Origin of the sequence: Microvirga sp. Mcv34 (assembly GCF_024519725.1) — a bacterium.
Lineage (GTDB): Bacteria > Pseudomonadota > Alphaproteobacteria > Rhizobiales > Beijerinckiaceae > Microvirga.
Genome location: NZ_JALJRK010000002.1, coordinates 151,799 through 173,256, shown reverse-complemented (window position 1 = coordinate 173,256; position 21,458 = coordinate 151,799). Strand labels below are relative to the sequence as shown.

The window sequence follows — 21,458 nt, the reverse complement described above, 5'->3', positions numbered from 1 at the left end:
TGCCGATCCAACTGCACGCCGCCCTCTCATACCTGACTTAATGTGACATCGTGCACCGGTCTGTCTGATGCTGCGACAGGCCGTCAACGACATCGCGATCCATAACCGGCTCTTACGTCCTACAAGCGTTACTTGTCGGGACTCTGTGGATCTACCCATTGCTCCTCGAAGTGCGGAGCAAGGGACAGGCTCAACGGCGGCACAGCTTTCGGTGGAGGGCTACGGACCGCGCTGACGAGGTAGTGCAGGGCCGCCCTGAGGCCCGCATTCGTGTAGGGCTTCGCGATGACGCCGATCGCGCCGGAGAAGTCCTCCGGGATGCGCTTCACATTGGCGGTCATGAACACCACGGCCGTGCCGGTGTTCTGCGTGATGTAGCGCCCCAGCTCGACGCCGACCGGCCCGTCGGTGAGATGGATATCGACGAGCGCGAGGTCGGCATGGACTTCCTTGGACACGTCCGCGGCCTCACGATACGATGTGGCCGTGCCCACGACTTGATGTCCCTCGCTTTCCAGGAACATTTCCAGTTCCATAAGGAGCAAGGCTTCGTCTTCGACGATCATGATGCGCAGGGGGCGATCAATGCTCATTCTGACTCAACACACTGTCTAACTGCGGAGGAAGAGAGGCGAGACATGCATGACCCGCCTTGTGTGAGCTACTTCGGCTTATCATGCTGGTCTGGCTTCTTCAGGTTCGGCGGGTTCGCGGGAGATTGGCCCTTGAACAAGACATGCTGCCGAGCTTGCAGAATGCTTTCGGCTCTCGTCACGACATCATCCACACGCTTGGCAAATCCATGCATCGGAAGCTTCAACATCGCGCTGCTCCTGTTTGAAGATTGTTCGCCCCCTTGGAAACCGGTCAGTGATCGACCCGAATGCGCTCGCCCGCCCTGGCAATCAGCTCCACGGCTGCGGCGATCTCGCTCTCGTCGAACGCAGAGCACCCACGACTTGCGACAACGGAGCCGCTGGCGTGAGAATAGATTTCCAGCCAGAACGACGGCATCCCGAAAGGCCAGGCTTCCGACGCCACCTCGGTCAGCCGCGCCTCCATCGCCCCGACCCGGATCACGGTCATGGTTCGCGAACCCTGCCGTTCATTCGACGTGCAGGCAAGCCGGACATACGCGCGGATGATCCCTTGCTCAATTTCCTCGGGATCCGTCCTGGTCCAGCGTATCGTCACCGGCACCGGATGCAGCTGGTCTCTGGGCCGGTCTTTCGTGCGATGGAGTTCTGGTGCCCGCAGGGCTTTCAGTTTTTGTCGCATCCTTCGCCGCCTCATTGAGGATCGCTTGGTCGATCCGTGCCGACGCCGTTCGCCAGGCATGAAACACGCGACGGCAGATCCGACTCAAACCCATTCCTCCCACTGCCGTCCTGTCATTCCGTCTGCGCGTTGGTTCAGCAAACAGCGTCCTGCGCAGAATTGAAATCGGGTGATGACCCGAGGGAGGGTCAGGATTGACCGGAGCACCCAAAGGACGATCAGGGCTCGATGAGCTTGTTCCGCACGGCATAGAGGGCAAGCTCGACGCCCGAGCGCAGGTTCAGCTTGCGCATCGCGGCGGTTCTGTGGGTCTCGACCGTCTTGACACTCACGGCCCAGCGATCCGCAATGGCCTTGTTGGTCTGTCCCTCGGCCACGAGTTGGATCACCTCGCGCTCGCGTGGGCTGAGCGTGTCAGATGCCGTGACCTTGCCGCAACTGAGGAAATCGTCGAGCAGGGTCTCGGCGACCTGCGGCGAGAAGTAAGGCTTCTTGCGCAGCAGCGCCTTGACCGCATTGACGACCTCGCCGTCGTCCTCGGTCTTCAGCACGTATCCCCTCGCGCCCGCCTTCAGGACATCTCTGATGACATCCTCGTTGTTGTGCATCGTGTAGACGAGAACCTCGGTACTCGGGCTCGCCACGCGGATATGCCGGGTGGCCTCGAGTCCGTTGAGCACCGGCAGGGAAAAATCGAGAATGGCCACGTCCGGCTGCTGCTCGATGGCAAGATCGACCGCTCTCTGGCCGGTGTCGGCCCCGCCGCAGACCTCCCAGCCGGGCTGCGCCTGCACCAGCGCCTGCAAACCGCGGCGCACGATCGCATGATCGTCGGCGATGAGGATTCTGATGGTCATGGGCGCTCCCGGGTCACGGATGATCATACTTGGCTGGGATACCTTGAGGATCAGGTCTGGACCTGAGGCGTCAATCAGGTTTTACCTGATCCATGCACCGGGTCTGAGCCTGGCGGGCGATCCGTTGCGGCCTCCTCGCCGACGTGGGTAAGCCCTGTGGGTCTGGTCTCATCCCGATCAACGGGGATCGTCGGGAACACGAGACGGATTCTCGTTCCACATCCCTCTTTGCTCTCCAGTCGCACCTCGCCGGCACTCTGCTGCACGAAGCCCAGCACTTGGCTGAGGCCGAGGCCGCTGCCCTGTCCTGGTCCCTTGGTGGTGAAGAACGGATCGAAGGCCTGCTCCAGCACCGTGTGGGACATTCCGATGCCCGAATCGACCACGGCGATTTGAACCCAGGGCCGCTCCGTATGGAAAGACCGGCGGAGGCCCGCCCGTGATCGGGGCGACGCAATCATGGCGGTCTCAACCACGATCGTCCCGCCATAGGGCATCGCGTCCCGGGCATTGAGAACGAGATTCAGAAGGGCCGCTTCGAACTGCACCGGATCGAGGAGGCAGACCGCGCCGTCGGCGTTCAACTTGAGCTCCACCGCCGCACGCGGGCCCGAGGCCTGATTCAGGATCGATACGAAGCCCGCGATCCGCTCGTCGATTCTCGTCGCACGCGCCTTGAGCTCCTGGCGGCGCGCGAAGGCCAGGAGCCGCTCGGTCATGTCTTTTGCGCCCTTGAGAAAGCGCTCCGTGTCGCTGATCAAGGAGCGGGCGTCGGGATCATCCTTCACAGAAGGCTTGAGGAGCGCGCAGGTGGATTGAACGATGCGGATGGTGTTGCCGAAATCGTGAGCAATGCCGCCCGCGATGTGCCCGAGAGCCTCCAGACGCTGGGCGCGTCCGAGGCGCTCCTGCTCGGCCCGCTCACGCTCGCGGCCCCTCCTCACGAGCAGTGATAGGACACCTACCAGTCCCAGGAGCACCGCCACCGTGGCGACGACCACGGTGGCATATTCATACCAGGAGCGATAGACAGAGGCGCTGGCCAATCCGACGAGAACGACCGCCGGAACGCCGCCGAGAGCCTTGTACCCGACCACCCGCGAGATGCCGTCAACGGGACTGACGGACCAATAGACGCCATGGGGGCGCTCGGGCAGGTAGCGGAAGGTCGCGGACGCGATTATGAACGACTTGCCCATCGCCTGCTCGGACGCGGGGCTGCGGGCCAGCATCGTGCCGTCGCGGAGCAGAAGGGCAATGAACCCGTCGCGCCCGACCGCCAAGCCGCGATAGAAGCTTTCGAACTGGAAGGGATCGACGACGGCCACCACCACGCCGCCGAAGCTTCCGTCCGGCCGGTCGATCCGGCGGCTGATGCTGATGACCCACGAACCGTCCACTCGGCTCTGGATGGGATGTCCGATGTCGAGGCCCAGGTTGGGTTCGTCCTGATGGATCTTGAAGTAATCCCGGTCGGCGACGCTCACCCGGGGCGTCCTGGGATAGCCCGTATCGTGGGTAAGGAATCCATCCGGCCCGACCACGATCAAGCCGCGAACGTACGGCAAAGCCTTCACGCGCTCCTTCAGCTCGGCCTGGAAGCGGGGATCGTTGGGCGGGAGATCGGGCTTGGCTTCCAGGGTGTCGCGGATGCCCTCCAGCGTAAAATCGATCGCCTGGAAGGTCCGTTGCGACTGTTCTGCGAGAACGTGGACGAGATTGCCCGCGATTTCCTCACCTCGCCGGGTCGTATCCTGGTAGCCGCGCCACAGCGCGAGGGCACTCAGGATCACGATCCCCGCGACGAGAACGAGAGCCGGAGCCAGTGAGGTGATGAAACGGGACGGTTTGAGCCTCACACGAACAGGCCTCCCATTCTGGAAACGGAGGGTACGCCCTCTTGATATAGATCCGGGAGCACGATCATCTACATGACAATGAGGTGTATCAGGGATCATCCCTCCGCTTCTGGGCTGTCCCGCACCTGGACGAAGTGCCGCAGGACGACCTGCTTCCACTCGTGTCGCCTTCTTCAATCAGATGGGACGTCCACGGCTCCGGCGCCTTCAGGAAGCCTAAAGTTCTGAGATCATCCGGGCTGGATTCTGTTCGTCAGTCACGCACAAGCGTTAAGGTTCATGCTCCCATCATTCGGATGGACGGGCTCCTGCGGATCCGGCCCTGCGTATTGAAGTTATTCCATGACCCTCGACGCTCGTACCCTGGCACTCATCTACATTCTGCTCTCGGCCCTGCTGAGCGTCCTGCTTCTCTTCGCCTGGGCTCACAATCGGCGGATCCGGGCGCTGGCGTGGTGGAGTGCCTCGTTCGGCATGGTTCCCATCGGCATCGGCATGGCCAATCTCGGTCAAGCCCCACCGAGCCCCCTCATCCTGCTGATCGCCAATGTCCTGGTCGCCGGCGCTTATGCGGCCTTGTATGCGGGATGCCGCGCCTTCAACGGCCGGGCCTGCGAGCTCCCGGTCCTTCTGGCAGGCCCCGCACTTTGGACCGCCGCTTTCCCGTTCCTCACCGACAGCCCCGGTGTGAGACTGGCCCTTCTGTCGCTGATTTCGGGCGTCTATGCCGCGTTGGCGGCCTGGGAGTTGTGGAAACATTCCGTGCTGCGTCTGACGGCGCAGCGCGCCGCGATCACCTTGCTGCTGGTGCTCGCGGGCTTCAACTTGGTTCGACTGTCCCTGGGCCTGTCGCTGAGATTGATCTTCTGGGCCGATGCCTTCGCCAGCCGGTGGTCGGGCGAAATGGCGCTGTTCCTGGCGATCTATACCCCCACTCTGGCCTTCGTGCTGCTCGCCATGGCCAAGGAGCGGACCGAGTTGGACCTGCGGGAAAGCGAGGAGCATTACCGGTATTCCGTCGAGCTCAGCCCGCAGATTCCCTGGATTGCCGATCCTCAGGGGAGCATCCTCGATGTTCCGCCGCGCTGGGAGGCCCTCACTGGATTGTCGTTGAAACAGACACGGGGAACCGGATGGATGCAAGCCATGCATCCTGACGATCTGCCGCTGATCGGCGATCGGTGGTCGCACTCCGTGTCGACCGGAGAGCCCTTCAATGCCGAGTTCAGGGTGCGCCTGGCCGATGGCAGCTACCGCTGGTGTCGCGGAAGGGCCGCCGCCCGTCGGACGGCGAACGGAACCATCGTCCGATGGTACGGCAACATCGAAGACATCCACGATCGGAGGCTCGCGCAGGAGCAGCTGCGTTGGGCGGCCTACCACGATGATCTTACCGGACTCCCCAACCGACGGCGCTTCCACCAGAGGCTCCAGGAGGCCATCGACCGGACCGCCGACAATTCCTCCATGGTTAGCCTGCTGGTCATAGACCTCGACAATCTGAAGCTCGTCAACGATCGCTTCGGCCACGCCGCAGGCGATGCCATGTTGAAGGAGTTCGCCAAGCGCCTGCGCAGTCTTGCCGGCAATCAGGAGAACATCGCCCGCTTGGGCGGCGACGAGTTCGCCCTGATCTTGCCGGCCGTATCGAGCGAGGCCGAGGCCGTGGAGGTGGCCAGGACCGTGCTCTCTCGCATGCAGCACCCTGCCCCTGACGACGACGCGGATTTCGACTGCCGGAGCAGCATCGGCATCGCGCTTGCAATCGACCCTGGCATCAAGGCGGAAGCCTTACAGAAGCAAGCCGATCTGGCGCTCTACCGGGCCAAGGCGAGCGGTCGCGGAGCCTGCCGGCTGTTCGAGCCCTCGATGCGGGATGAAGCGGAGAAGACGGCCTTCGGCCTGGAGCTCGCCGGAATCGCTTTGGCCGAGGACTGGATCGTGCCCTTCTATCAGCCCAAGGTTGCCCTGGGGTCGAGCGGACGAGGCGGCTTCGAGGCGCTGCTGCGCTGGTATCATCCTCGACTCGGCCTTCAGACGCCCGACACGATCTGGCCTGCCTTCGACGACACGGAACTCGGGAGCGCCATCGGAGCGCGCATGCGCCAGCGCGTCTTTTGCGACATGCGCGTCTGGCTCGATGAGGGTCTTCCCCTCGGCCGCATCGCAATCAACATCTCGGCGGCCGAGTTCCGCCATGACGATTACGCCGAGCGGATCCTGGCAGAGCTGAACCATTCCGGCGTGCCCGCCCATTGCCTAGAAGTGGAGGTGACGGAGACCGTGTTCCTGGGTCGCCACGCCGACAACGTGGAGCGGGCGCTGCGGATCTTGAGCGCGGCCGGCGTGACGATCGCGCTCGACGACTTCGGCACCGGCTATGCCTCGCTGACGCACCTCAAGCGATTCCCCGTCGATGTCATCAAGATCGACCGCTCGTTCATTCGCGACATCGACACGGATTCCGGAGACGCGGCGATCGTGCGGGCCCTGCTGAGCCTGGGCCGGAGTCTCAACATCGCGGTTGTGGCCGAAGGCGTCGAAACAGCCGCACAGGTGGCCTTTCTGGAGGCCCATGGCTGCGACCTGGCGCAGGGCCACTTCTTTGGTCGGCCGATACCGGCAGAGCAAGTGCCGGCAGCGATGGCGGCAGGGTTCGATCGGCGCGAAACGTCGCTCGATTCGAGCCAGGCGAGTGAATGAGGACGGCCCGACCGTGCAATACCGTCACGAAGCCACGTTCGATGAACGTCTGTTGCATCATTCGGGTTTGATCGTTCCAAGACACGGCACGCTTATGGCGCGTGGATCTTGAAGCGCAGCGGAATAACGGGACACTTCCCAAAGGGTGGCGATTCACAACGGAATCATCTCATGACGGGATGCTCTGATTCCGCAGACTTGATCGTGCTTTATTCGTCGGGCCTCACGCGCCATACTCCACTGCGATGACAGGAGAACCAGATGCTGACAGGAAGCCTACGAACGATCGCCTTGTCCCTGCTGCTTGCCGCTGCCCCGCAGGCGTTCGCCGAACCACTGACGGCCGAACAGCGCGATCAGGTCGTTCGCACCTTGAGCAACTACACGCCCCGCATGAACGATGTGGCTGATGCCATTTGGAAGAAGCCCGAGCTGGGCTACCTGGAAACCGCGACCGCCGACTTGCTGATCAAGGAGTTGGAGGCTCATGGATTCACGGTTGAGCGAAATGTCGCCGGAATCCCCACGGCTTTCGTCGCACGCTACGGCACCGACACTGGCCCCGTCATAGGACTTCTGGCGGAAATGGACGCGCTGCCGGGCTTCTCGCAAGCCGCTGCACCGCAACAGCAGGCCGTGGAAGGAATCGCAAGCGGTCATGCCTGCGGACATCATCTCTTCGGAGCCGGCTCTGTCGCAGCCGCCATCGCGGTCGCCCAGTGGCTAAAGGACAATCGTGTCGAGGGCCAGATCCGCCTGTATGGAACCCCCGCTGAGGAAGGCGGCTCGGGCAAGGTTTACATGGTGCGTGGAGGATTGTTCAACGATGTCGATGTCGCGCTGCACTGGCATCCCGCAGACTCCAACTCGACCGAGCAAGGGCGCTCGCTTGCCAATGTGAGCGCGAAGATCCGCTTCAAGGGTGAATCCGCTCATGCCGCCATGCAGCCCGAACGCGGACGTTCGGCTCTCGATGGTCTCGAGGCCATGCATCACATGATCAACCTGATGCGCGAGCACGTCCCGCAGGAAACGCGGATTCACTATGTGACCACGAACGGCGGATCGGCTCCGAACGTCGTGCCGGATTTCGCCGAGAGCTACCTCTACGTCCGTCACCCGGATCCCAAAGTGGTCGGCGAAGTTTTCGAGTGGATCACGAAGGCCGCCGAAGGTGCGGCGCTGGGGACCGGAACGAAGGCCTCGATCGAGCGCCTCGGAGGTGTGTATTCGGTGCTCCCCAATGACGTGCTTGGAAAGGCTATGGATCGCAATCTGCGCGCCGCGGAAGCGATTCGTTGGACGCCGGAAGAAACTGCGTTTGCCACTGAACTTCAAAAAACCCTGCGGACGAAGCCTCGTCTTTCAGCGGTATCGGAGGTTGAGGATTATTCATTCGGGAAGCAGGGCTTCTATTCGACGGATGTCGGCGACGTGAGCTGGGTTGTGCCGACGGTCGGCCTCGGCACAGCCACCTGGGTTCCGGGCACAGCGACGCATAGCTGGCAAGCGGTCGCGGCCGGGGGCATGTCGATCGGCCACAAGGGGACGCGGTTCGCAGCCGAGACGCTTGCCACGACAGCCGTCGAGCTCTTCCTGTCGCCGAAGCTGATCGCCGACGCCAGGGCGGAATTCGACAAGTCCCGCGGCGGATCCTTCTCCTACACGGCCCTGATCGGCGACCGGAGCCCACCCTTGGACTACCGGGTGAAGAATTAGAATTCGGTCATCCTCTTGGATCTTCAAACGCAGCCGTCCTGATCAAGGCGGCTGCCTAGTGCAATCCGGACAAGGCCCCGCAACTCTTCGTCGAGTGCTCTCAAGATGTCCAAGGCGGGCATGAACTCGGACGTCCCAAGCGCGCCCCAAACGGCATCGACCCGCTCCGCCAATCCTTCGATGGTGTCGGGAAACCCGGCAGCTTCGATGAGTGCTCCCTTCTCGTTGATCAGGTAGCGTCGATTAAGCGCGAACAGGACCTGCCCAATGCAGCCCAGGGCCCGATAGAAGCACCCGGCGATATGAGCCCTGTCGCGCCGCGGAATCGCGAGTTGCGCGTTGTCGATGCTGAACGGCACTTCCCACAGGAAGGTCCGGATCAGGGCCGAGCGGAGCGCATCGGGATAAGCCAAGGTGGCGGCCTTCAGCGCGGCGATTGTGCCTTGCGGATCATGGAGCGGGCGGCACAGGGCAACCTCGCCCATCCAGATGGCCGAGCAGAAGCCGTGGGGATGACCAGGCTGGTACGCCATCGAGATCCGCCCCTCGCAACATTCAGCGATGACGGCCCGGACATCGTCGACGCTACGATACAGAAGGTCGACCTTGCGCCCTTGAATTCGCAGCCATCCGCCGCCGACGATCCTCGGTCCCCATTCCCCGACAGCCGTGACGGCAGCCGCATCCGGATCGTCGACGAGGTCCCTGACCGTGGCGAGCAAATGCTCCGTGTCCAGTGCCTCGTCGCGACAATAGTAGAGCCCGATATCGTAGTCGGACATCTCGATTGCCGTTCCTCTTGCCCGGGACCCGCCCAGCACGATCCCGGCTACGCCCGACACCTCGGCCAGGTGGGGAACGAGCCTCGTCAGGAAGGGGGCGAGGTCGGACATTCCTGAAACTCCCTCATGCGGAACATGTCTTGCCGCTCGGGTCAGGCCGCAACATTCCGCTCACCCAGACTTTCGCTTGGCCAAAATCACCGCCAGGGGATTGGGCTTCGCTTCTCCCACCCGGTGAAGCGTGTTCCGGTCCTGATGAGCGAAGGGCGTGTCGCGGCCATGCACCAGCAACTCCGTGTCGGTCACGTAGCTCCAGCTGCCGTCGGGATGGAAGGTGATCGTGATCTTGTAGCTGTCCGTGCGAAACGCCTGCTCCAGAAAGGTCGTCGAGCAGATACCGTATTCGGTCGGCCCGCGGGTTGCCGTCACGACGATCTCGCCCGCATCGGGAGACGCCTGTCCCGCCGCGAGGACGACCTGCCCGCGCGGGATGGCGATGGTCTGCATGACGAGGCCGGTGGCCGGCTCCCATAGCCAATATCCGACCTGATCGTGGAAGGTGATGTCCTCTTCCTCGGTGGTGATGTGGATGTGGTAGCGCAGACCGTACAGCAGTTGCGGCCCGTTCGCCTGCGGGTCGATCGCCTGGAAGTCGATGTTCTCGATGAAAACACGCCGCTCCGGGCCTTCCGCCTTGGGATTGAGGTCCACGCCCTTGCGTGCCCGCCAGCGTCCCGCCAGTTGCCGAAGCGGGCCCAGATTGTTGAGCGTTTCCGGATCGACATTGCCGGGTTCGGTGAAGACGTCCGCGAGGGCGTACATCGGCGAAGGCGTCATGGATCAACCTTTCCGTTTCCAGGTCAAGGGACAAGCGTACACTGACAAGGATTGTTTGCTAAGACTGCGGCGATGCAATTGGCCGTTGCCGCCGCGGCCATAGAGCCAACCACCCTTGTCCGTGGCATGAGGCGTCCATGCACATGACCGAAACTCCGCAGGCTGAACTTCATCGACGTTTGCAAGTGCCTAGCCATTAGGATGAGCCGGGCCGTACGCGGGAGAACGGCTGATGCGCTAGCTTCGGAATGAGCAGCTGGATCGGCGCTTTTCGAAACAGGCGCGTGCCATCCGTGGGCATGGCACACGCGCAGTCATCGCATTCGCCTCAACTCAGGACATGAGGAATCCTCAGGCGGCCAGCAGGCTCTGCCAGCGTGTGTCGCGGGACGACGGGCGGCGGTGTAGGCGACGGTCGAGCAGCGCATGCGCCTTCACGGCCTCGCCGCTGCGCATCAGGGCGAGCAGCAGCATATCCTCGATCATCTCACGCTGGGCTCCGCTGCCGCCGATGCGCACGACTTCAGCGGCGACCGGCTCCAGTACGCGCGCGCAAGTCGGGTAATCCTCTTCCGCGAAAGCCAGGGCGGCACGGCAGATCGCCGGCACCACCGGGCCGGCCGCGAGTGCTCCCGCGTCCACCAATGCCATCAGATCCTGCACCCGCTGCTCGACCGCAGCCCGATCGCCCGTTGCGGCCGCGATGAGGGCCATGTGGACATCGGCGAAGGCGAAGCCGGCCTTCTGGAAGTATCCTCCGGAATAGGCTCCCGCCGCCTCCCACAGCCCCGTCGGCACCTTATGGCCGTAAGCCTTGAGCCGCCACAGGAAGGAGGCGGTGTCGCTGACCACGTTGACCGGCATGCCCTTCGTTACCGATGGCTGGATGAAGTCGTCATAGATCGCCAGTGCCTGGTCGGGATCGCCCCGCTCCAGGGCACCGAGGGCCGAGTGCCAGGCGATGTGTCCATGAAGAATTCCGGCGCGGTCGTAGCCCGGCAGCCAATCGGCGATCAGCCTCTCCGCCTCGTCATGCGCGCCGCCCTCATACATGGCGTGCGAGAGCGCGTGCGCCGCGTTGGCGTTGCGGGGCCGCAGGTCGAAGCCCCGCTGCGTGAGGGCTCTGCCATGCGCAACATTGCCGTTCTCGGCATGGGCCCAGCCCCGATAGGTGAGAAACCACCAATCGTCGGCATCGAAATGCCGGGCATGGCGCTCGCAGAGATCGACCCGTGCCTGATCGTGGTCCGCCATTCCGGAGAAGGCGAAAAGCCCAAAGGCTCCGAGCGGCAGCGACAGGATCAGCACGTCCCGCGGCCAGGCATCGGCATGGGTGAGCGCCCGCTCCAGCGCTTTGGCCGATTGGCCGTTGATGGCCAGCGACAGGATCGCCACATGGCTCCGCTCCCGCTCGGTCCCGCGCCGGCCGACGATCTCCTCCGCCGCCGCGATCAGCACCTTGGCCTTGGCAGCCTCATTGCGGATGGCGTGCAGGCGGGCGCGGGCGGCTTGGGCGAGAGCGAAATTCGGATCGGCCGCGATGGCGTCCTCCAGAATTTCCGCTGCGCTGGGCCAAGCCGAGAGGAGCAGGTCGATTCCGTGCCGATAGCGTTCGGCTGCAAGATCGGAGGTCGTCGAGAGAGGCAGACCCCGACTGTCGAAGCGGGTCATGGCAGGTTCCTAGTTTTGGAGCAGGCACCTATCGGCGCATTTCAGCCATCTATACGTAAAGATGTCCTGTCAGTATTTTGACAATCCGTCAAATCATGTCGACAAACGGCCAAACAGGAGGCAAGTATGGCTTGGGAGACCATTCAGGCGCCATCCGGCTTGGCGCCGCCGCAACCGGTCACCGTACGGGCGCAGTCGATCCCGGCGCGCCATTCCTTCCCTGAACATGCACACCGCTGGAACCAGATGGTCTATGCGATCTCCGGCGTGCTCACGGTCGCGAGCGAGGGGCACTCCTTTGCGATCTCGCCGGAGCAGGCCGTCTGGCTGCCGACCGGCGCGCGACATCGGGTCGGCTCCCTGCTCGGGGCGGACTTCCGCTCTCTCTGGGTCGCCGACGAGGCCGGACATGGCTTGCCGGCGGCTCCGACTGTCTTCGCCGTCACGCCCCTGCTGAAGGCCCTGATCGCCGAGGCTGCCGAGATCGCAGGAGCGGAGGATCGTGACGGCTATGCGAGACGGGTCACGGACCTGATCCTCGATCAGCTCCGGCGGGCGCACCCCCTCCCGGGAGCGCTTCCCTGGCCTCGCGGAGGCTCGTCTCTCACGGCCCTGTGTGAAGCCCTCTATGCGAACCCATCCGATCCGCGCGGGCCGGAAGCCTGGGGCCGGGAACTCGGCATGTCGGAGCGGACCCTGGCCCGCCGCTTCGAAGCCGAGCTGGGCATGAGCCTCCGTTCCTGGCGTCGGCGCCTGAGGCTGTTCAAGGCGGTGGAGCTCATGGGAGGCGGCCTGGACGTCACCAGGACGGCCCTAGAACTCGGCTACGGCTCGACGTCAGCCTTCGTCTACGCATTCCGGACCGAGATGGGGTGCAGCCCCCAGGCCTACATGCGCGGACGCGCAGCAGCCTCGTCCGTGCCCCTGGGGGAGAAGCACCGGCCCAGCGAGCCGGTTGCTCGATCCACTTAGACAACCTCCGCGGCGCCGCCTTTCAGCTTCACCGGGATCATGAGGTAGCGCACGCCGTTGGCCTCGGCGGGCGGGAACTTGCCGGCCCGGATATTGGTCTGAATCGAGGGCAGCAGCAGCCGGGGCGCCGCGAGCTTGGCGTCACGCGTCTGGCGCATGGACACGAATTCATCCTCCGTGACACCGTCCTTCAGATGCACGTTGTTCCGCTCCTCGGCGACCGTGGTCTCCCAAGCATAAGTGTCACGCCCCGGCGCCTTGTAGTCATGACACATGAACAGGCGCGTCTCGCGCGGCAGCGCGAGCAGGCGCTGGATCGAGCGATATAGCTTGCGCGCATCGCCGCCTGGGAAATCAGCCCGCGCCGTGCCGTAATCCGGCATGAACATCGTGTCGCCGACAAACACCGCGTCCTCGATCTTGTAGGAGATGTCGGCCGGCGTGTGGCCGGGCGTGTGCAGCACCTCCACGTCGAGCTCTCCGATGCGGAAGTGTTCACGGTCTTTGAACAGATGGTCGAAGTCGCGGCCGCTGGTGTCCAGGTCAGTGGCGTTGAAGATCGGCCGGAAGATGCGCTGCACTTCGGTGATGTGCTCGCCGATGCCGATTTTCGCCCCGGTCTTGGCCTTGATGTAGGGCGCACCCGACAGGTGGTCGGCATGGGCGTGGGTCTCGAGCGCCCATTCGATCGTGTAGCCCGCTTCCTCGGCAGCTTTGAGCATCGCCTCGACGGAGCGCGTATCGACCGTGCCGGAAGGATGATCGTAGTCAAAGACCGGGTCGATGATCGCTGCTTTTCTGGTTGCCGGATCGGCCACGAGATAGCTCACCGTATAGGTGGGCTCGTCGAAGAACGCCCGGATGATGGGATGGCCTGACATGATCTGAAACTCCTCGAGGGCTCGCATTGATATTGACAATATATAAGGAATATCTAAATAAGCAATATCTAATCTAAGGGATGGCGGTCCAGGAGAACCCATGACGCTCTCGCTTCTTCAAAGCGCACTCGGACTCGCCTCGGGCTCCCTCGTGGGCTTCACGCTCGGCCTCGTGGGTGGAGGCGGCTCGATCCTGGCCGTACCACTGCTGGTCTATCTGGTGGGGGTCACGAACCCGCATGTGGCGATCGGCACGAGCGCCGTGGCCGTGGCGGCCAATGCGGCCGTCAATCTGGGCACCCATGCCCGCGCGAGAAACGTGAAATGGCGCTGCGCCCTAGTCTTCACGGTTGCCGGCATCATCGGTGCCTTCGGTGGCTCGACCATTGGTAAGATGGTCGACGGCCAGAAGCTTCTCGCCCTCTTCGCCGTGCTGATGATGGTGGTCGGCGCCCTGATGCTGCGCAAGCGTTCGGGCGAGGGCGACGAGAGCGTTCGGCTCGGCCGGGAGAACTTTTTCAAGCTGGTCGGCATCGGCCTCGCGACCGGCGCCCTTTCAGGCTTCTTCGGCATCGGCGGCGGGTTCCTGATCGTGCCGGGGCTGATCCTGGCGACGGGCATGCCGATTCTCTACGCGGTCGGCTCCTCTCTCGTGGCGGTGACCGGCTTCGGCCTGACCACGGCGACGAACTATGCCTTCTCGGGTCTGGTCGACTGGACCCTGGCCGGGCTGTTCATCGGAGGCGGGATTCTGGGTGGGCTGCTCGGCGCGAGCCTCGCATCGAAGCTCGCCGCCAGGAAAGGGTTGCTCAACACAGTCTTCGCCGGCCTGATCTTCGCCGTCGCCATCTACATGCTGGTCAAAAGCCTGAACCTGCTGTGACGCTAAGAGAGCGTCAGCGGCCATTGTCTAAACCCTAGGAGACGATCCATGCCATTCGCCAAGCTCACGGACAACCTCTCGGTCGCGCCCCAGCTACGTCTCGACGACCTGGAGCAAGCCGCCGCCGCGGGATTCCGGTCCATCATCAACAACCGCCCGGACGGCGAAGCCTCGGACCAACCCTCGAGCGAGACCCTTGCGGCGGCCGCGCAACGCCTGGGCCTTGCCTACCGGCACATCCCGGTCGTTCCCGGCCAGCTATCCCCCGAACAGGTCGCGGCGTTCAAGGAAGCCCTCACGGCAGCCGCCGGGCCGACGCTGGCCTTCTGCCGGACCGGCACCCGCTCCACCAGCCTGTGGGCCCTCGCTTCGGCCCCTCACCTTTCGCCCGATGAGATTCTGCGGATTGCCGCGGCTGCCGGATACAACCTGGAGGCCTTGCGCCCTCAGATTGAGGCGGCTGCCCGCAACCGATCGGCGGATGCCGGATAGCCGGATCCTCGATCGCCCGACCGAGCTTCGCCTCTCATATTGCCGGCCGGCGTAGGCGAGCAGCGAGCATCCGAACCCGGCGATCCTTGACTTATGTCAACGCGTGTCCTGATATTTCAGAAAATTCTGAAATTTCAGGACACGCCGTGAATCTCCCTCCTCTTGTCCAAACCTTCGTGCTGCATTTCGGCGAGATGGGTTCCCGCTGGGGCATTAACCGCACAGTCGGCCAGATCTACGCCCTGCTGTATCTCTCCAAGGAGCCGCTGAACGCCGAGGACATCGTCGAGCGGCTCGGCGTCTCGCGCTCCAATGTCAGCATGGGCCTGAAGGAATTGCAGGCCTGGAATCTCGTGCGGCTCCAGCACAAGCCCGGTGACCGCCGCGACTACTTCGCCACCCCCGATGACATCTGGCAGATCGTCCGCACGCTGGTCGAGGAACGCAAGAAGCGTGAGATCGACCCGACCATGACGCTCCTGCGCGAGGTGCTCATGCAGGAGCCCGCCAGCGCCGAGGAGCGACATGCCCAGGAGCGCATGCGCGAGATGCACGACCTCTTCGAGCTTCTGACCGGCTGGTACGCCGATGTGCAGCGGCTCGATACGGAGCGCCTGATCCAGCTTCTGACGCTCGGCTCGAAGGTGCAGAAAATCCTGGAGATGAAAGACCGCCTCTTCGTCGTGCCCGGATCGAAGAAGAGCCGCCGCGAAGACCCCAAGGAAAAGTAAAAATGTTCGACCAGTTCGACGCCCTGCTCCTGGCGCGCTTCCAGTTCGCGTTCACGGTTTCCTTCCACTTCATCTTCCCCTCCTTCTCGATCGGACTGGCGAGCTATCTCGCCGTGCTGGAGGGGCTGTGGCTGTGGACCGGGCGCGAGGTCTATCTCAACCTGTTCAAGTACTGGCTCAAGATCTTCGCCCTCGCCTTCGCCATGGGCGTGGTCTCGGGCATCGTCATGTCCTACCAGTTCGGTACCAACTGGGCCGTCTTCTCCGACAAAGCCGGGCCCGTCATCGGCCCGCTGATGGCCTATGAGGTCATGACCGCCTTCTTCCTGGAGGCGGGCTTCCTCGGCATCATGCTGTTCGGCATGGGACGCGTCGGCCGCAAGCTGCATTTTGCCGCCACGCTCGCAGTGGCCATAGGCACCTTCATCTCGGCCTTCTGGATCCTGTCCGCGAACTCGTGGATGCAGACGCCAGTCGGCTTCGGCGTCAACGAGGCCGGACAATTCGTGCCGGGGGACTGGTGGGCGATCATCTTCAATCCGTCATTCCCCTACCGCCTCGTCCACACGGTCTTCGCCGCCTATCTCACCACGGCCCTTGTGGTCGGCGGCGTCGGTGCCTGGCACCTCCTGCGCGAGCGCACCAACAAGGGCGCCCGGGTGATGTTCTCGATGGCCATGGGCATGATCGCCCTGGTCGCGCCGCTCCAGATCCTGGCCGGCGACATGCACGGCCTCAACACTCTCGAACACCAGCCCGCCAAGGTCATGGCCATGGAAGGACACTTCCAGAGCCATCCCGAGGGCGCCCCCCTGATCCTGTTCGGCATTCCCGACCAGGAGGCCGGCACGGTGCGCAACGCCGTCGAGATCCCGAAAGCCTCCTCGCTCATCCTCAAGCATGACCTGAACGCCCCGTTGAACGGACTCGATACGATCGACCGTGCCGACTGGCCCTATGTGCCGGTGGTGTTCTGGTCGTTCCGCATCATGGTGGGCCTCGGGTTCGCGATGCTCGGTCTCGGAGCGCTGAGCCTCATCGCCCGCTGGCGCGGCCGGCTCTACGACTGGCGCCTGCTGCATCGACTGGCGCTGGTGATGGGACCGTCAGGCTTCGTGGCCGTCATCGCCGGCTGGGTGACCACCGAGGTCGGCCGGCAACCCTTCACGGTCTACGGCCTGCTCAGGACGGCTGTCTCGGCCTCGCCGCTCGAGGCTCCGGCCGTGGCCGCCTCGCTGCTCACCTTCATCGTGGTTTACTTCATCGTGTTCGGGGCCGGCACCGGCTACATCCTGAAGCTCATGGGCAAGCCGCCGCATGCGGGCGAGACCGGTCCCGAGGCCGGGCGCGGTCCGATCCGGACCGCCGGCATCACGCCGGCTCCCGCCGTCAACCCGGCCCGTACCCTCGGCGCAAAGGCGTAGCCCATGATGACCCTTCTCGATCTCCCCACCCTCTGGGCCTTCGTCATCGCGTTCGCGGTCTTCGCCTACGTGGTGATGGACGGCTTCGACCTTGGCATCGGCATCCTGTTCCCGTTCTTCAGTCCGGGACCCGAGCGCGACAGCGCCATGAACTCGGTGGCACCGGTCTGGGACGGCAACGAGACCTGGCTCGTGCTCGGCGGCGGCGGCCTGATGGCAGCCTTCCCGCTCGCCTATGCGATCATCCTGCCGGCCCTTTATGCGCCCATCATCGCCATGGTTCTGGCGCTGATCTTCCGGGGTGTCGCCTTCGAGTTCCGCTGGCGCGACCCTGGCCATCGCCGCTACTGGGACGTCGCCTTCACGACAGGCTCGGTGGTGGCGACGCTGGCGCAGGGCATCACGCTCGGCGCGCTCCTCCAGGGCATTGCCGTCGAGGGACGCTCCTATGCCGGCGGCTGGTGGGATTGGCTTACCCCGTTCAGCCTGCTGGTCGGGTTCAGCCTGGTGATCGGCTATGCCCTGCTCGGCGCGACCTGGCTGGTGATGAAGACCGAAGGCGCCGTCCAGGATCACAGCTTCCGCCTTGCGGGCAAGCTCGCGATCGGCCTGATCGTCTGCATCGGCCTTGTGAGCGCGGCGACGCCATTCCTCAGCGGCGCCTATTACGAGCGCTGGTTCGCCTGGCCACAGGTCCTGTTCACCGCCCAGGTGCCGCTGCTCGTGGGCCTCTGTTCCGGGGCGCTGCTGGTGAGCCTGCTGCGCCGCTGGGAGTACTGGCCGTTCCTGCTGACGCTGGGGCTGTTCGGTCTCTGCCTCCTCGGCCTGGGCATCAGCATGTTCCCGCACGTGGTGCCGAACGCCGTCACCATCCATGAGGCCGCGGCGCCGCATGCCAGTCTTCAGTTCATGCTGGTCGGCGCGAGCGTGCTGATCCCGATCATCCTCGCCTATACCGGGTACGCGTATTGGGTGTTCCGCGGCAAGACCGGGCACGAGGGATATCACTGATGGGCAAGCACCTCGAACAGGGTTCCGCATTTAAGCAGTGGCTGTGGTTCGCCGGCCTCTGGGCCGCCGGCGTCGGCACGACCGGCGCCGTCAGTCTCGTCATCAGGGCCTGGTTGACCTGATCGTCGGTGGACGGACATGCCGGCCCGATGGGCTCATCCATCCACCTGCGCGGCTTCGCGGCGGACGGAGACCCGAGGCCAGTCGGCGGGCGCGAGGCGGAAGAGCGCCATGCCGACGATCATTGCAGCCACGAAGACAAAGACCTGCCATGGGCCGAAGGTCAACCCGACCAGGGCCGGTCCCGGGCAGAAGCCGACGAGGCCCCAGCCGATTCCGAACAGGGCCGCCCCGCCGATCAGCCGGGGATCGAGGTCGCGCCGGGTCGGGATTTCGAGGCGCGGCGCCAGCACGGGTACGCCGCGACGTCTGGCGACGAAATAGCCTAGGGCCGAGACCGCGACGGCGGCGCCCATCACGAGAGCGAGGCTCGGATCCCACTGGCCGAAGATGTCGAGGAAGCCGAGAACCTTGGCCGGGTTGACCATCTGGGACACGATCAATCCGAGCCCGAACAGCAGGCCGGACGCGAAGGCGGACAGGATCAGGGGCATGGCTTACATCCCGATGACGTGACGAGAGAAGAAGACAGTGGCGACCGCAGTGGCCATGAAGACGAGCGTCGCCACGATGGAGCGCGGCGAGCCGCGGCCGATGCCGCAGACGCCGTGGCCGCTGGTGCAGCCCGCCCCCAGGCGCGTACCGAACCCGACGATCAGCCCTGCTACAATCAGCAGTGGCAGGGATGCACCGAGCCTGACGGGCGGCAGCGTGCCCCCGGCGATGACATAAATCGGAGCTGCGACGAGCATCCCGGCCAGGAAGGCGAGACGCCAGCCGACCTTACCGCGCTCGGGCGGGATCAGCCCGCCCAGGATGCCACTGATGCCCGCGACGCGCCCGTTCAGTACCAGGAGCAGGGCCGCCGAGGCGCCGATCATCAAGCCGCCGAACAGGGCGGACACAGGAGTGAAGTTTTCCATAGCTGCCTCCGATCAGGCCGGCCTGCCCGTTCTGGTCTGCTTGCAATAGAGCTCGTAGAGAAGGCCGAAGAGCTGCTCGATGCGGGGGTCGGCGATGCGATACCAGATCGTCTGACTCTCGCGCCGCGTGGCGACGATGCCCTCGTCCCGCATCTTGGCCAGATGCTGCGACAGGGCCGACTGTGATAGCCCGACCGCCTCCACAAGCGAGGTGACGTTGGCCTCGCCCCACTCCACCAGCTTGCACAGGATCATCAGCCGGCGTTCGTTGGCGAGCGCCCGCAGAATGTCCGCGACTTCGGTGGCCTTCCGTTCAAATGTCTCGAGGTCGAGTTCCACCTTGGTCATCCAGAGATCCCATAAATAAGTTTATTCTAATTTAGCATATCCTTATTGAGATTCAAGACCCATTCGATTCCTCCCTGGCGGGAAGAGCTGCGCCAAGAAGGTTGCCCGGCGAGCCGAAAATGGGTTGACGGCAACGGCCGGCACGCCCAAACCGCCTGCACCCCGCGGACAGACCGCTCCTCACCCGAACCGCATGATGCTGCTTCGCCCTCGCCTTCCGGCGCTCCCGAACATTCGCAAGCCGAATGGCTCGTTCCGCCTGGTCGGCCTCGCCATCGTGATCGGTATTCTGACCGGTCTGATGGTGGCGATCGTGCAGCAATTCGTCGTCTTCGCGCAGCGCGCCATGCTGGGCTTCGCGGCCGAGCGGCGGATCGCCCTGCCGGACCATGCCTCCTTCCTGAGGATCGCCCTGGCCCTCGCGTGCAGCGCCTTCCTGGTCACCCTGCTGTCGCACCTGATCGCACGCTGGAGGACCAAAGATCCCATCGACGCCGTCGAGGCGAATGCCCTCAACGGGGGCAGGATGGGTTGGTACGACGCCACCGGAGTCGTGATCCCGATCCTCGCCTCGGTCTGCTTTGGAGCCTCGGTCGGCATCGAGGCGGCCGTCACCCAGCTCGGGGCGGTGCTCGCCAGCCGCCTGGGACGCCGCCTGGGCCGGCCCCGCTCCGATCTGCGCCTGCTGGTGGCGGTCGGCGCCGCGGCCGCCATTGCGGCCGCCTACCGGGCGCCGATCGCCGGGATGCTATACGCTTACGAGCTGCTGTTGGGGACGTTCTCCCGGCGAACCCTGGCTCCCATCGGGCTCGGCGCCATCGCGGCCGTGATGACCATCTGGCTGCTCCTGGGACAGGAGCGGCCCTTCAGCCTCGAGACCGGGCCCGGCACGTCCTGGTCCGACTATCCGCTCGCCGTCCTGATCGGGTTCGTCGCGGCCTTCGCGGGCATCGTGGTGATGCTGCTGGTCTCGGCCATCGAGCGCCTCCTCAAGCGCTTTCTGAAGAACGAGGTCCTGCGCCGGCTGTCCGCCGCCCTTCTTCTCACGGCGCTCGCAACCCGCTTCCCGGCCGTTCTGGGAAGCGGTCACGCGGCCATCGAGCACGCCGTGTCCGGCGATATCGCCGGCCGCCACGCCCTCGGCCTGCTCGCCGCGAAGGGCCTGGCCTCCGCCGCCAGCCTCGGGTCCGGTTTCCGCGGCGGCCTGTTCGGCGCCTCGCTCATGATCGGCGCTCTCCTTGGGCAGGTGCTGGCCTGGGTCTTGGCCTTCATCCCGGGGGCTCCGGCTTGGAGCCCGGCCCTGTGCGCGGTGATCGGCATGGCTTCGGTCGGGGCGAGCGTGATCGGCAGTCCGCTCGCGATGATCTTCCTGGTTCTCGAGACCACCGGGGACTTCGATGCCACCATCGTGGTGGCGATCGGGGCGCTGACGGCCTCGTTCCTCACGGACCGCCTGTTCGGCTACTCGTTCGCCACCTGGCGCTTCCAGCAGCGCGGCTTGGCCATCGAGGGCGGTCACGATGTCTCCCGCCTAGAAGCAGCCGCGATCGGCGAGATCATCAAGCCGCCGAAACGGGCCGTGATGGCTAATGGAAGCCTGGAGGAGGTCCGTCGGGCCCTGTCGACGGCAGGCGCCCGCGGCACGGCCGTCTATGCCGTGGACGGAACCTTCCTTGGCCTGATCGACCCACGCCTTGTCGAGGCGGTCGAGGCCGAGGGTGCCGACCTGCCGGTCGTGGCCGCCGAGCTGGTTTACGAGTCCGGCCCAATCGTCACGCCTGCTGCGTCCCTTGCGGAAGTCCTCGACATCTTTCGCAGCGACGACCGCGCCACCCTGGCCGTTGTCGGGTTCGAGGACCGCAACAAGATCGTCGGCTGCATCCGCGCCCGGGATGCCTTTGCGCTGGCATCGTCGCTCCTGGACGCTCAACGCCGGGAAGATCTCGGAGGCGGAAGCTGGAAGTGAC

22 protein-coding genes are annotated in these 21,458 nt (G+C 64.5%); 10 read left to right on the top strand and 12 right to left on the bottom strand.

Going from position 1 to position 21,458, the window contains the following annotated elements; all coding sequences use genetic code 11:
* Positions 1-128 precede the first annotated feature (128 nt).
* The 5 genes from OC446_RS02200 to OC446_RS02180 form a co-directional block, all read right to left on the bottom strand.
* Positions 129-593, bottom strand: a complete 465-nt coding sequence (locus tag OC446_RS02200; protein ID WP_262027399.1) for a response regulator — start codon at positions 591-593, stop codon at positions 129-131.
* Between the two features lie 68 nt (positions 594-661).
* Complete coding sequence (locus OC446_RS02195) at positions 662-823, bottom strand: hypothetical protein (RefSeq protein ID WP_262027398.1); 162 nt, start codon at positions 821-823, stop codon at positions 662-664.
* Between the two features lie 44 nt (positions 824-867).
* The gene (locus OC446_RS02190) at positions 868-1,278 is read right to left on the bottom strand and encodes a hypothetical protein (protein ID WP_262027397.1); all 411 of its coding nucleotides are present in this window, start codon (positions 1,276-1,278) and stop codon (positions 868-870) included.
* A 218-nt stretch (positions 1,279-1,496) separates the two neighbouring features.
* Positions 1,497-2,135, bottom strand: coding sequence for a response regulator (locus tag OC446_RS02185; RefSeq protein ID WP_262027396.1), 639 nt, complete (start codon positions 2,133-2,135; stop codon positions 1,497-1,499).
* 74 nt (positions 2,136-2,209) lie between these two features.
* Positions 2,210-3,994 (bottom strand): hybrid sensor histidine kinase/response regulator, encoded by a 1,785-nt coding sequence (locus OC446_RS02180; RefSeq protein ID WP_262027395.1) that lies wholly within the window; start codon positions 3,992-3,994, stop codon positions 2,210-2,212.
* Between the two features lie 342 nt (positions 3,995-4,336).
* On the opposite strand from OC446_RS02180, the gene OC446_RS02175 reads away from it, so the two are divergent.
* Both OC446_RS02175 and OC446_RS02170 read left to right on the top strand, forming a co-directional pair.
* On the top strand, positions 4,337-6,697 hold the full coding sequence (locus tag OC446_RS02175; protein WP_262027394.1) for a putative bifunctional diguanylate cyclase/phosphodiesterase: 2,361 nt from the start codon (positions 4,337-4,339) through the stop codon (positions 6,695-6,697).
* A 261-nt stretch (positions 6,698-6,958) separates the two neighbouring features.
* On the top strand, positions 6,959-8,416 hold the full coding sequence (locus OC446_RS02170) for an amidohydrolase (RefSeq protein WP_262027393.1): 1,458 nt from the start codon (positions 6,959-6,961) through the stop codon (positions 8,414-8,416).
* Positions 8,417-8,439: 23 nt separating this feature from the next.
* Here the strand turns inward: OC446_RS02170 and OC446_RS02165 are convergent, their stop codons facing one another.
* The 3 genes from OC446_RS02165 to OC446_RS02155 form a co-directional block, all read right to left on the bottom strand.
* Positions 8,440-9,309: a nucleotidyltransferase domain-containing protein gene (locus tag OC446_RS02165; protein WP_262027392.1), complete on the bottom strand. Its 870-nt coding sequence runs from the start codon at positions 9,307-9,309 to the stop codon at positions 8,440-8,442.
* 60 nt (positions 9,310-9,369) lie between these two features.
* On the bottom strand, positions 9,370-10,035 hold the full coding sequence (locus tag OC446_RS02160) for an FABP family protein (RefSeq protein WP_262027391.1): 666 nt from the start codon (positions 10,033-10,035) through the stop codon (positions 9,370-9,372).
* 351 nt (positions 10,036-10,386) lie between these two features.
* Complete coding sequence (locus OC446_RS02155) at positions 10,387-11,706, bottom strand: tetratricopeptide repeat protein (RefSeq protein ID WP_262027390.1); 1,320 nt, start codon at positions 11,704-11,706, stop codon at positions 10,387-10,389.
* A gap of 126 nt (positions 11,707-11,832) precedes the next feature.
* Here OC446_RS02155 and OC446_RS02150 point away from each other — a divergent pair, with 126 nt between their 5' ends.
* Complete coding sequence (locus tag OC446_RS02150; protein WP_262027389.1) at positions 11,833-12,678, top strand: AraC family transcriptional regulator; 846 nt, start codon at positions 11,833-11,835, stop codon at positions 12,676-12,678.
* On the opposite strand, the gene OC446_RS02145 is transcribed toward OC446_RS02150, so the two are convergent.
* Entirely contained in the window at positions 12,675-13,559 is an 885-nt protein-coding gene (locus OC446_RS02145) for an MBL fold metallo-hydrolase (protein ID WP_262027388.1), read from the bottom strand. The genes OC446_RS02150 and OC446_RS02145 overlap by 4 nt on opposite strands.
* Before the next feature lie 100 nt (positions 13,560-13,659).
* Here OC446_RS02145 and OC446_RS02140 point away from each other — a divergent pair, with 100 nt between their 5' ends.
* From OC446_RS02140 to OC446_RS02115, 6 genes are all read left to right on the top strand, one after another.
* Positions 13,660-14,442, top strand: a complete 783-nt coding sequence (locus OC446_RS02140; RefSeq protein WP_262027387.1) for a sulfite exporter TauE/SafE family protein — start codon at positions 13,660-13,662, stop codon at positions 14,440-14,442.
* A 48-nt stretch (positions 14,443-14,490) separates the two neighbouring features.
* Positions 14,491-14,934, top strand: a complete 444-nt coding sequence (locus OC446_RS02135; RefSeq protein ID WP_262027386.1) for a TIGR01244 family sulfur transferase — start codon at positions 14,491-14,493, stop codon at positions 14,932-14,934.
* A 146-nt stretch (positions 14,935-15,080) separates the two neighbouring features.
* The gene (locus tag OC446_RS02130) at positions 15,081-15,665 is read left to right on the top strand and encodes a GbsR/MarR family transcriptional regulator (protein WP_262027385.1); all 585 of its coding nucleotides are present in this window, start codon (positions 15,081-15,083) and stop codon (positions 15,663-15,665) included.
* Positions 15,666-15,667: 2 nt separating this feature from the next.
* Entirely contained in the window at positions 15,668-17,089 is a 1,422-nt protein-coding gene (locus tag OC446_RS02125; RefSeq protein ID WP_262027384.1) for a cytochrome ubiquinol oxidase subunit I, read from the top strand.
* 3 nt (positions 17,090-17,092) lie between these two features.
* Positions 17,093-18,100 (top strand): cytochrome d ubiquinol oxidase subunit II, encoded by a 1,008-nt coding sequence (cydB, locus tag OC446_RS02120; RefSeq protein ID WP_262027383.1) that lies wholly within the window; start codon positions 17,093-17,095, stop codon positions 18,098-18,100.
* Positions 18,100-18,222 carry a DUF2474 domain-containing protein gene (locus OC446_RS02115; RefSeq protein WP_262027382.1) on the top strand — a complete coding sequence of 41 codons (123 nt, stop codon included), beginning with the start codon at positions 18,100-18,102 and terminating at the stop codon, positions 18,220-18,222. Before cydB ends, OC446_RS02115 begins: the two co-directional genes overlap by 1 nt.
* Positions 18,223-18,255: 33 nt before the next feature.
* Here OC446_RS02115 and OC446_RS02110 read toward each other — a convergent pair whose 3' ends face one another.
* Genes OC446_RS02110 through OC446_RS02100 form a run of 3 tightly spaced genes read right to left on the bottom strand, consistent with a single transcriptional unit; the run spans position 18,256 to position 19,491 of the window.
* A complete protein-coding gene (locus OC446_RS02110; protein ID WP_262027381.1) occupies positions 18,256-18,714 on the bottom strand; it encodes a YeeE/YedE family protein in 459 nt (152 codons plus the stop codon).
* A 3-nt stretch (positions 18,715-18,717) separates the two neighbouring features.
* A complete protein-coding gene (locus OC446_RS02105) occupies positions 18,718-19,143 on the bottom strand; it encodes a YeeE/YedE family protein (RefSeq protein ID WP_262027380.1) in 426 nt (141 codons plus the stop codon).
* A gap of 12 nt (positions 19,144-19,155) precedes the next feature.
* On the bottom strand, positions 19,156-19,491 hold the full coding sequence (locus OC446_RS02100) for an ArsR/SmtB family transcription factor (RefSeq protein ID WP_262027379.1): 336 nt from the start codon (positions 19,489-19,491) through the stop codon (positions 19,156-19,158).
* A gap of 193 nt (positions 19,492-19,684) precedes the next feature.
* On the opposite strand from OC446_RS02100, the gene OC446_RS02095 reads away from it, so the two are divergent.
* On the top strand, positions 19,685-21,457 hold the full coding sequence (locus OC446_RS02095; RefSeq protein WP_262027378.1) for a chloride channel protein: 1,773 nt from the start codon (positions 19,685-19,687) through the stop codon (positions 21,455-21,457).
* The last annotated feature ends 1 nt before the right edge of the window (position 21,458 follow it).

Bases quoted from the DNA above. Each gene is read 5' to 3' on its own strand.
- OC446_RS02200 (WP_262027399.1), bottom strand. From the start codon at position 593: ATGAGCATTGATCGCCCCCTGCGCATCATGATCGTCGAAGACGAAGCC.
- OC446_RS02195 (WP_262027398.1), bottom strand. From the start codon at position 823: ATGTTGAAGCTTCCGATGCATGGATTTGCCAAGCGTGTGGATGATGTC.
- OC446_RS02190 (WP_262027397.1), bottom strand. From the start codon at position 1,278: ATGCGACAAAAACTGAAAGCCCTGCGGGCACCAGAACTCCATCGCACG.
- OC446_RS02185 (WP_262027396.1), bottom strand. From the start codon at position 2,135: ATGACCATCAGAATCCTCATCGCCGACGATCATGCGATCGTGCGCCGC.
- OC446_RS02175 (WP_262027394.1), top strand. From the start codon at position 4,337: ATGACCCTCGACGCTCGTACCCTGGCACTCATCTACATTCTGCTCTCG.
- OC446_RS02170 (WP_262027393.1), top strand. From the start codon at position 6,959: ATGCTGACAGGAAGCCTACGAACGATCGCCTTGTCCCTGCTGCTTGCC.
- OC446_RS02165 (WP_262027392.1), bottom strand. From the start codon at position 9,309: ATGTCCGACCTCGCCCCCTTCCTGACGAGGCTCGTTCCCCACCTGGCC.
- OC446_RS02160 (WP_262027391.1), bottom strand. From the start codon at position 10,035: ATGACGCCTTCGCCGATGTACGCCCTCGCGGACGTCTTCACCGAACCC.
- OC446_RS02155 (WP_262027390.1), bottom strand. From the start codon at position 11,706: ATGACCCGCTTCGACAGTCGGGGTCTGCCTCTCTCGACGACCTCCGAT.
- OC446_RS02150 (WP_262027389.1), top strand. From the start codon at position 11,833: ATGGCTTGGGAGACCATTCAGGCGCCATCCGGCTTGGCGCCGCCGCAA.
- OC446_RS02145 (WP_262027388.1), bottom strand. From the start codon at position 13,559: ATGTCAGGCCATCCCATCATCCGGGCGTTCTTCGACGAGCCCACCTAT.
- OC446_RS02140 (WP_262027387.1), top strand. From the start codon at position 13,660: ATGACGCTCTCGCTTCTTCAAAGCGCACTCGGACTCGCCTCGGGCTCC.
- OC446_RS02135 (WP_262027386.1), top strand. From the start codon at position 14,491: ATGCCATTCGCCAAGCTCACGGACAACCTCTCGGTCGCGCCCCAGCTA.
- OC446_RS02125 (WP_262027384.1), top strand. From the start codon at position 15,668: ATGTTCGACCAGTTCGACGCCCTGCTCCTGGCGCGCTTCCAGTTCGCG.
- cydB (WP_262027383.1), top strand. From the start codon at position 17,093: ATGATGACCCTTCTCGATCTCCCCACCCTCTGGGCCTTCGTCATCGCG.
- OC446_RS02115 (WP_262027382.1), top strand. From the start codon at position 18,100: ATGGGCAAGCACCTCGAACAGGGTTCCGCATTTAAGCAGTGGCTGTGG.
- OC446_RS02110 (WP_262027381.1), bottom strand. From the start codon at position 18,714: ATGCCCCTGATCCTGTCCGCCTTCGCGTCCGGCCTGCTGTTCGGGCTC.
- OC446_RS02105 (WP_262027380.1), bottom strand. From the start codon at position 19,143: ATGGAAAACTTCACTCCTGTGTCCGCCCTGTTCGGCGGCTTGATGATC.
- OC446_RS02100 (WP_262027379.1), bottom strand. From the start codon at position 19,491: ATGACCAAGGTGGAACTCGACCTCGAGACATTTGAACGGAAGGCCACC.
- OC446_RS02095 (WP_262027378.1), top strand. From the start codon at position 19,685: ATGATGCTGCTTCGCCCTCGCCTTCCGGCGCTCCCGAACATTCGCAAG.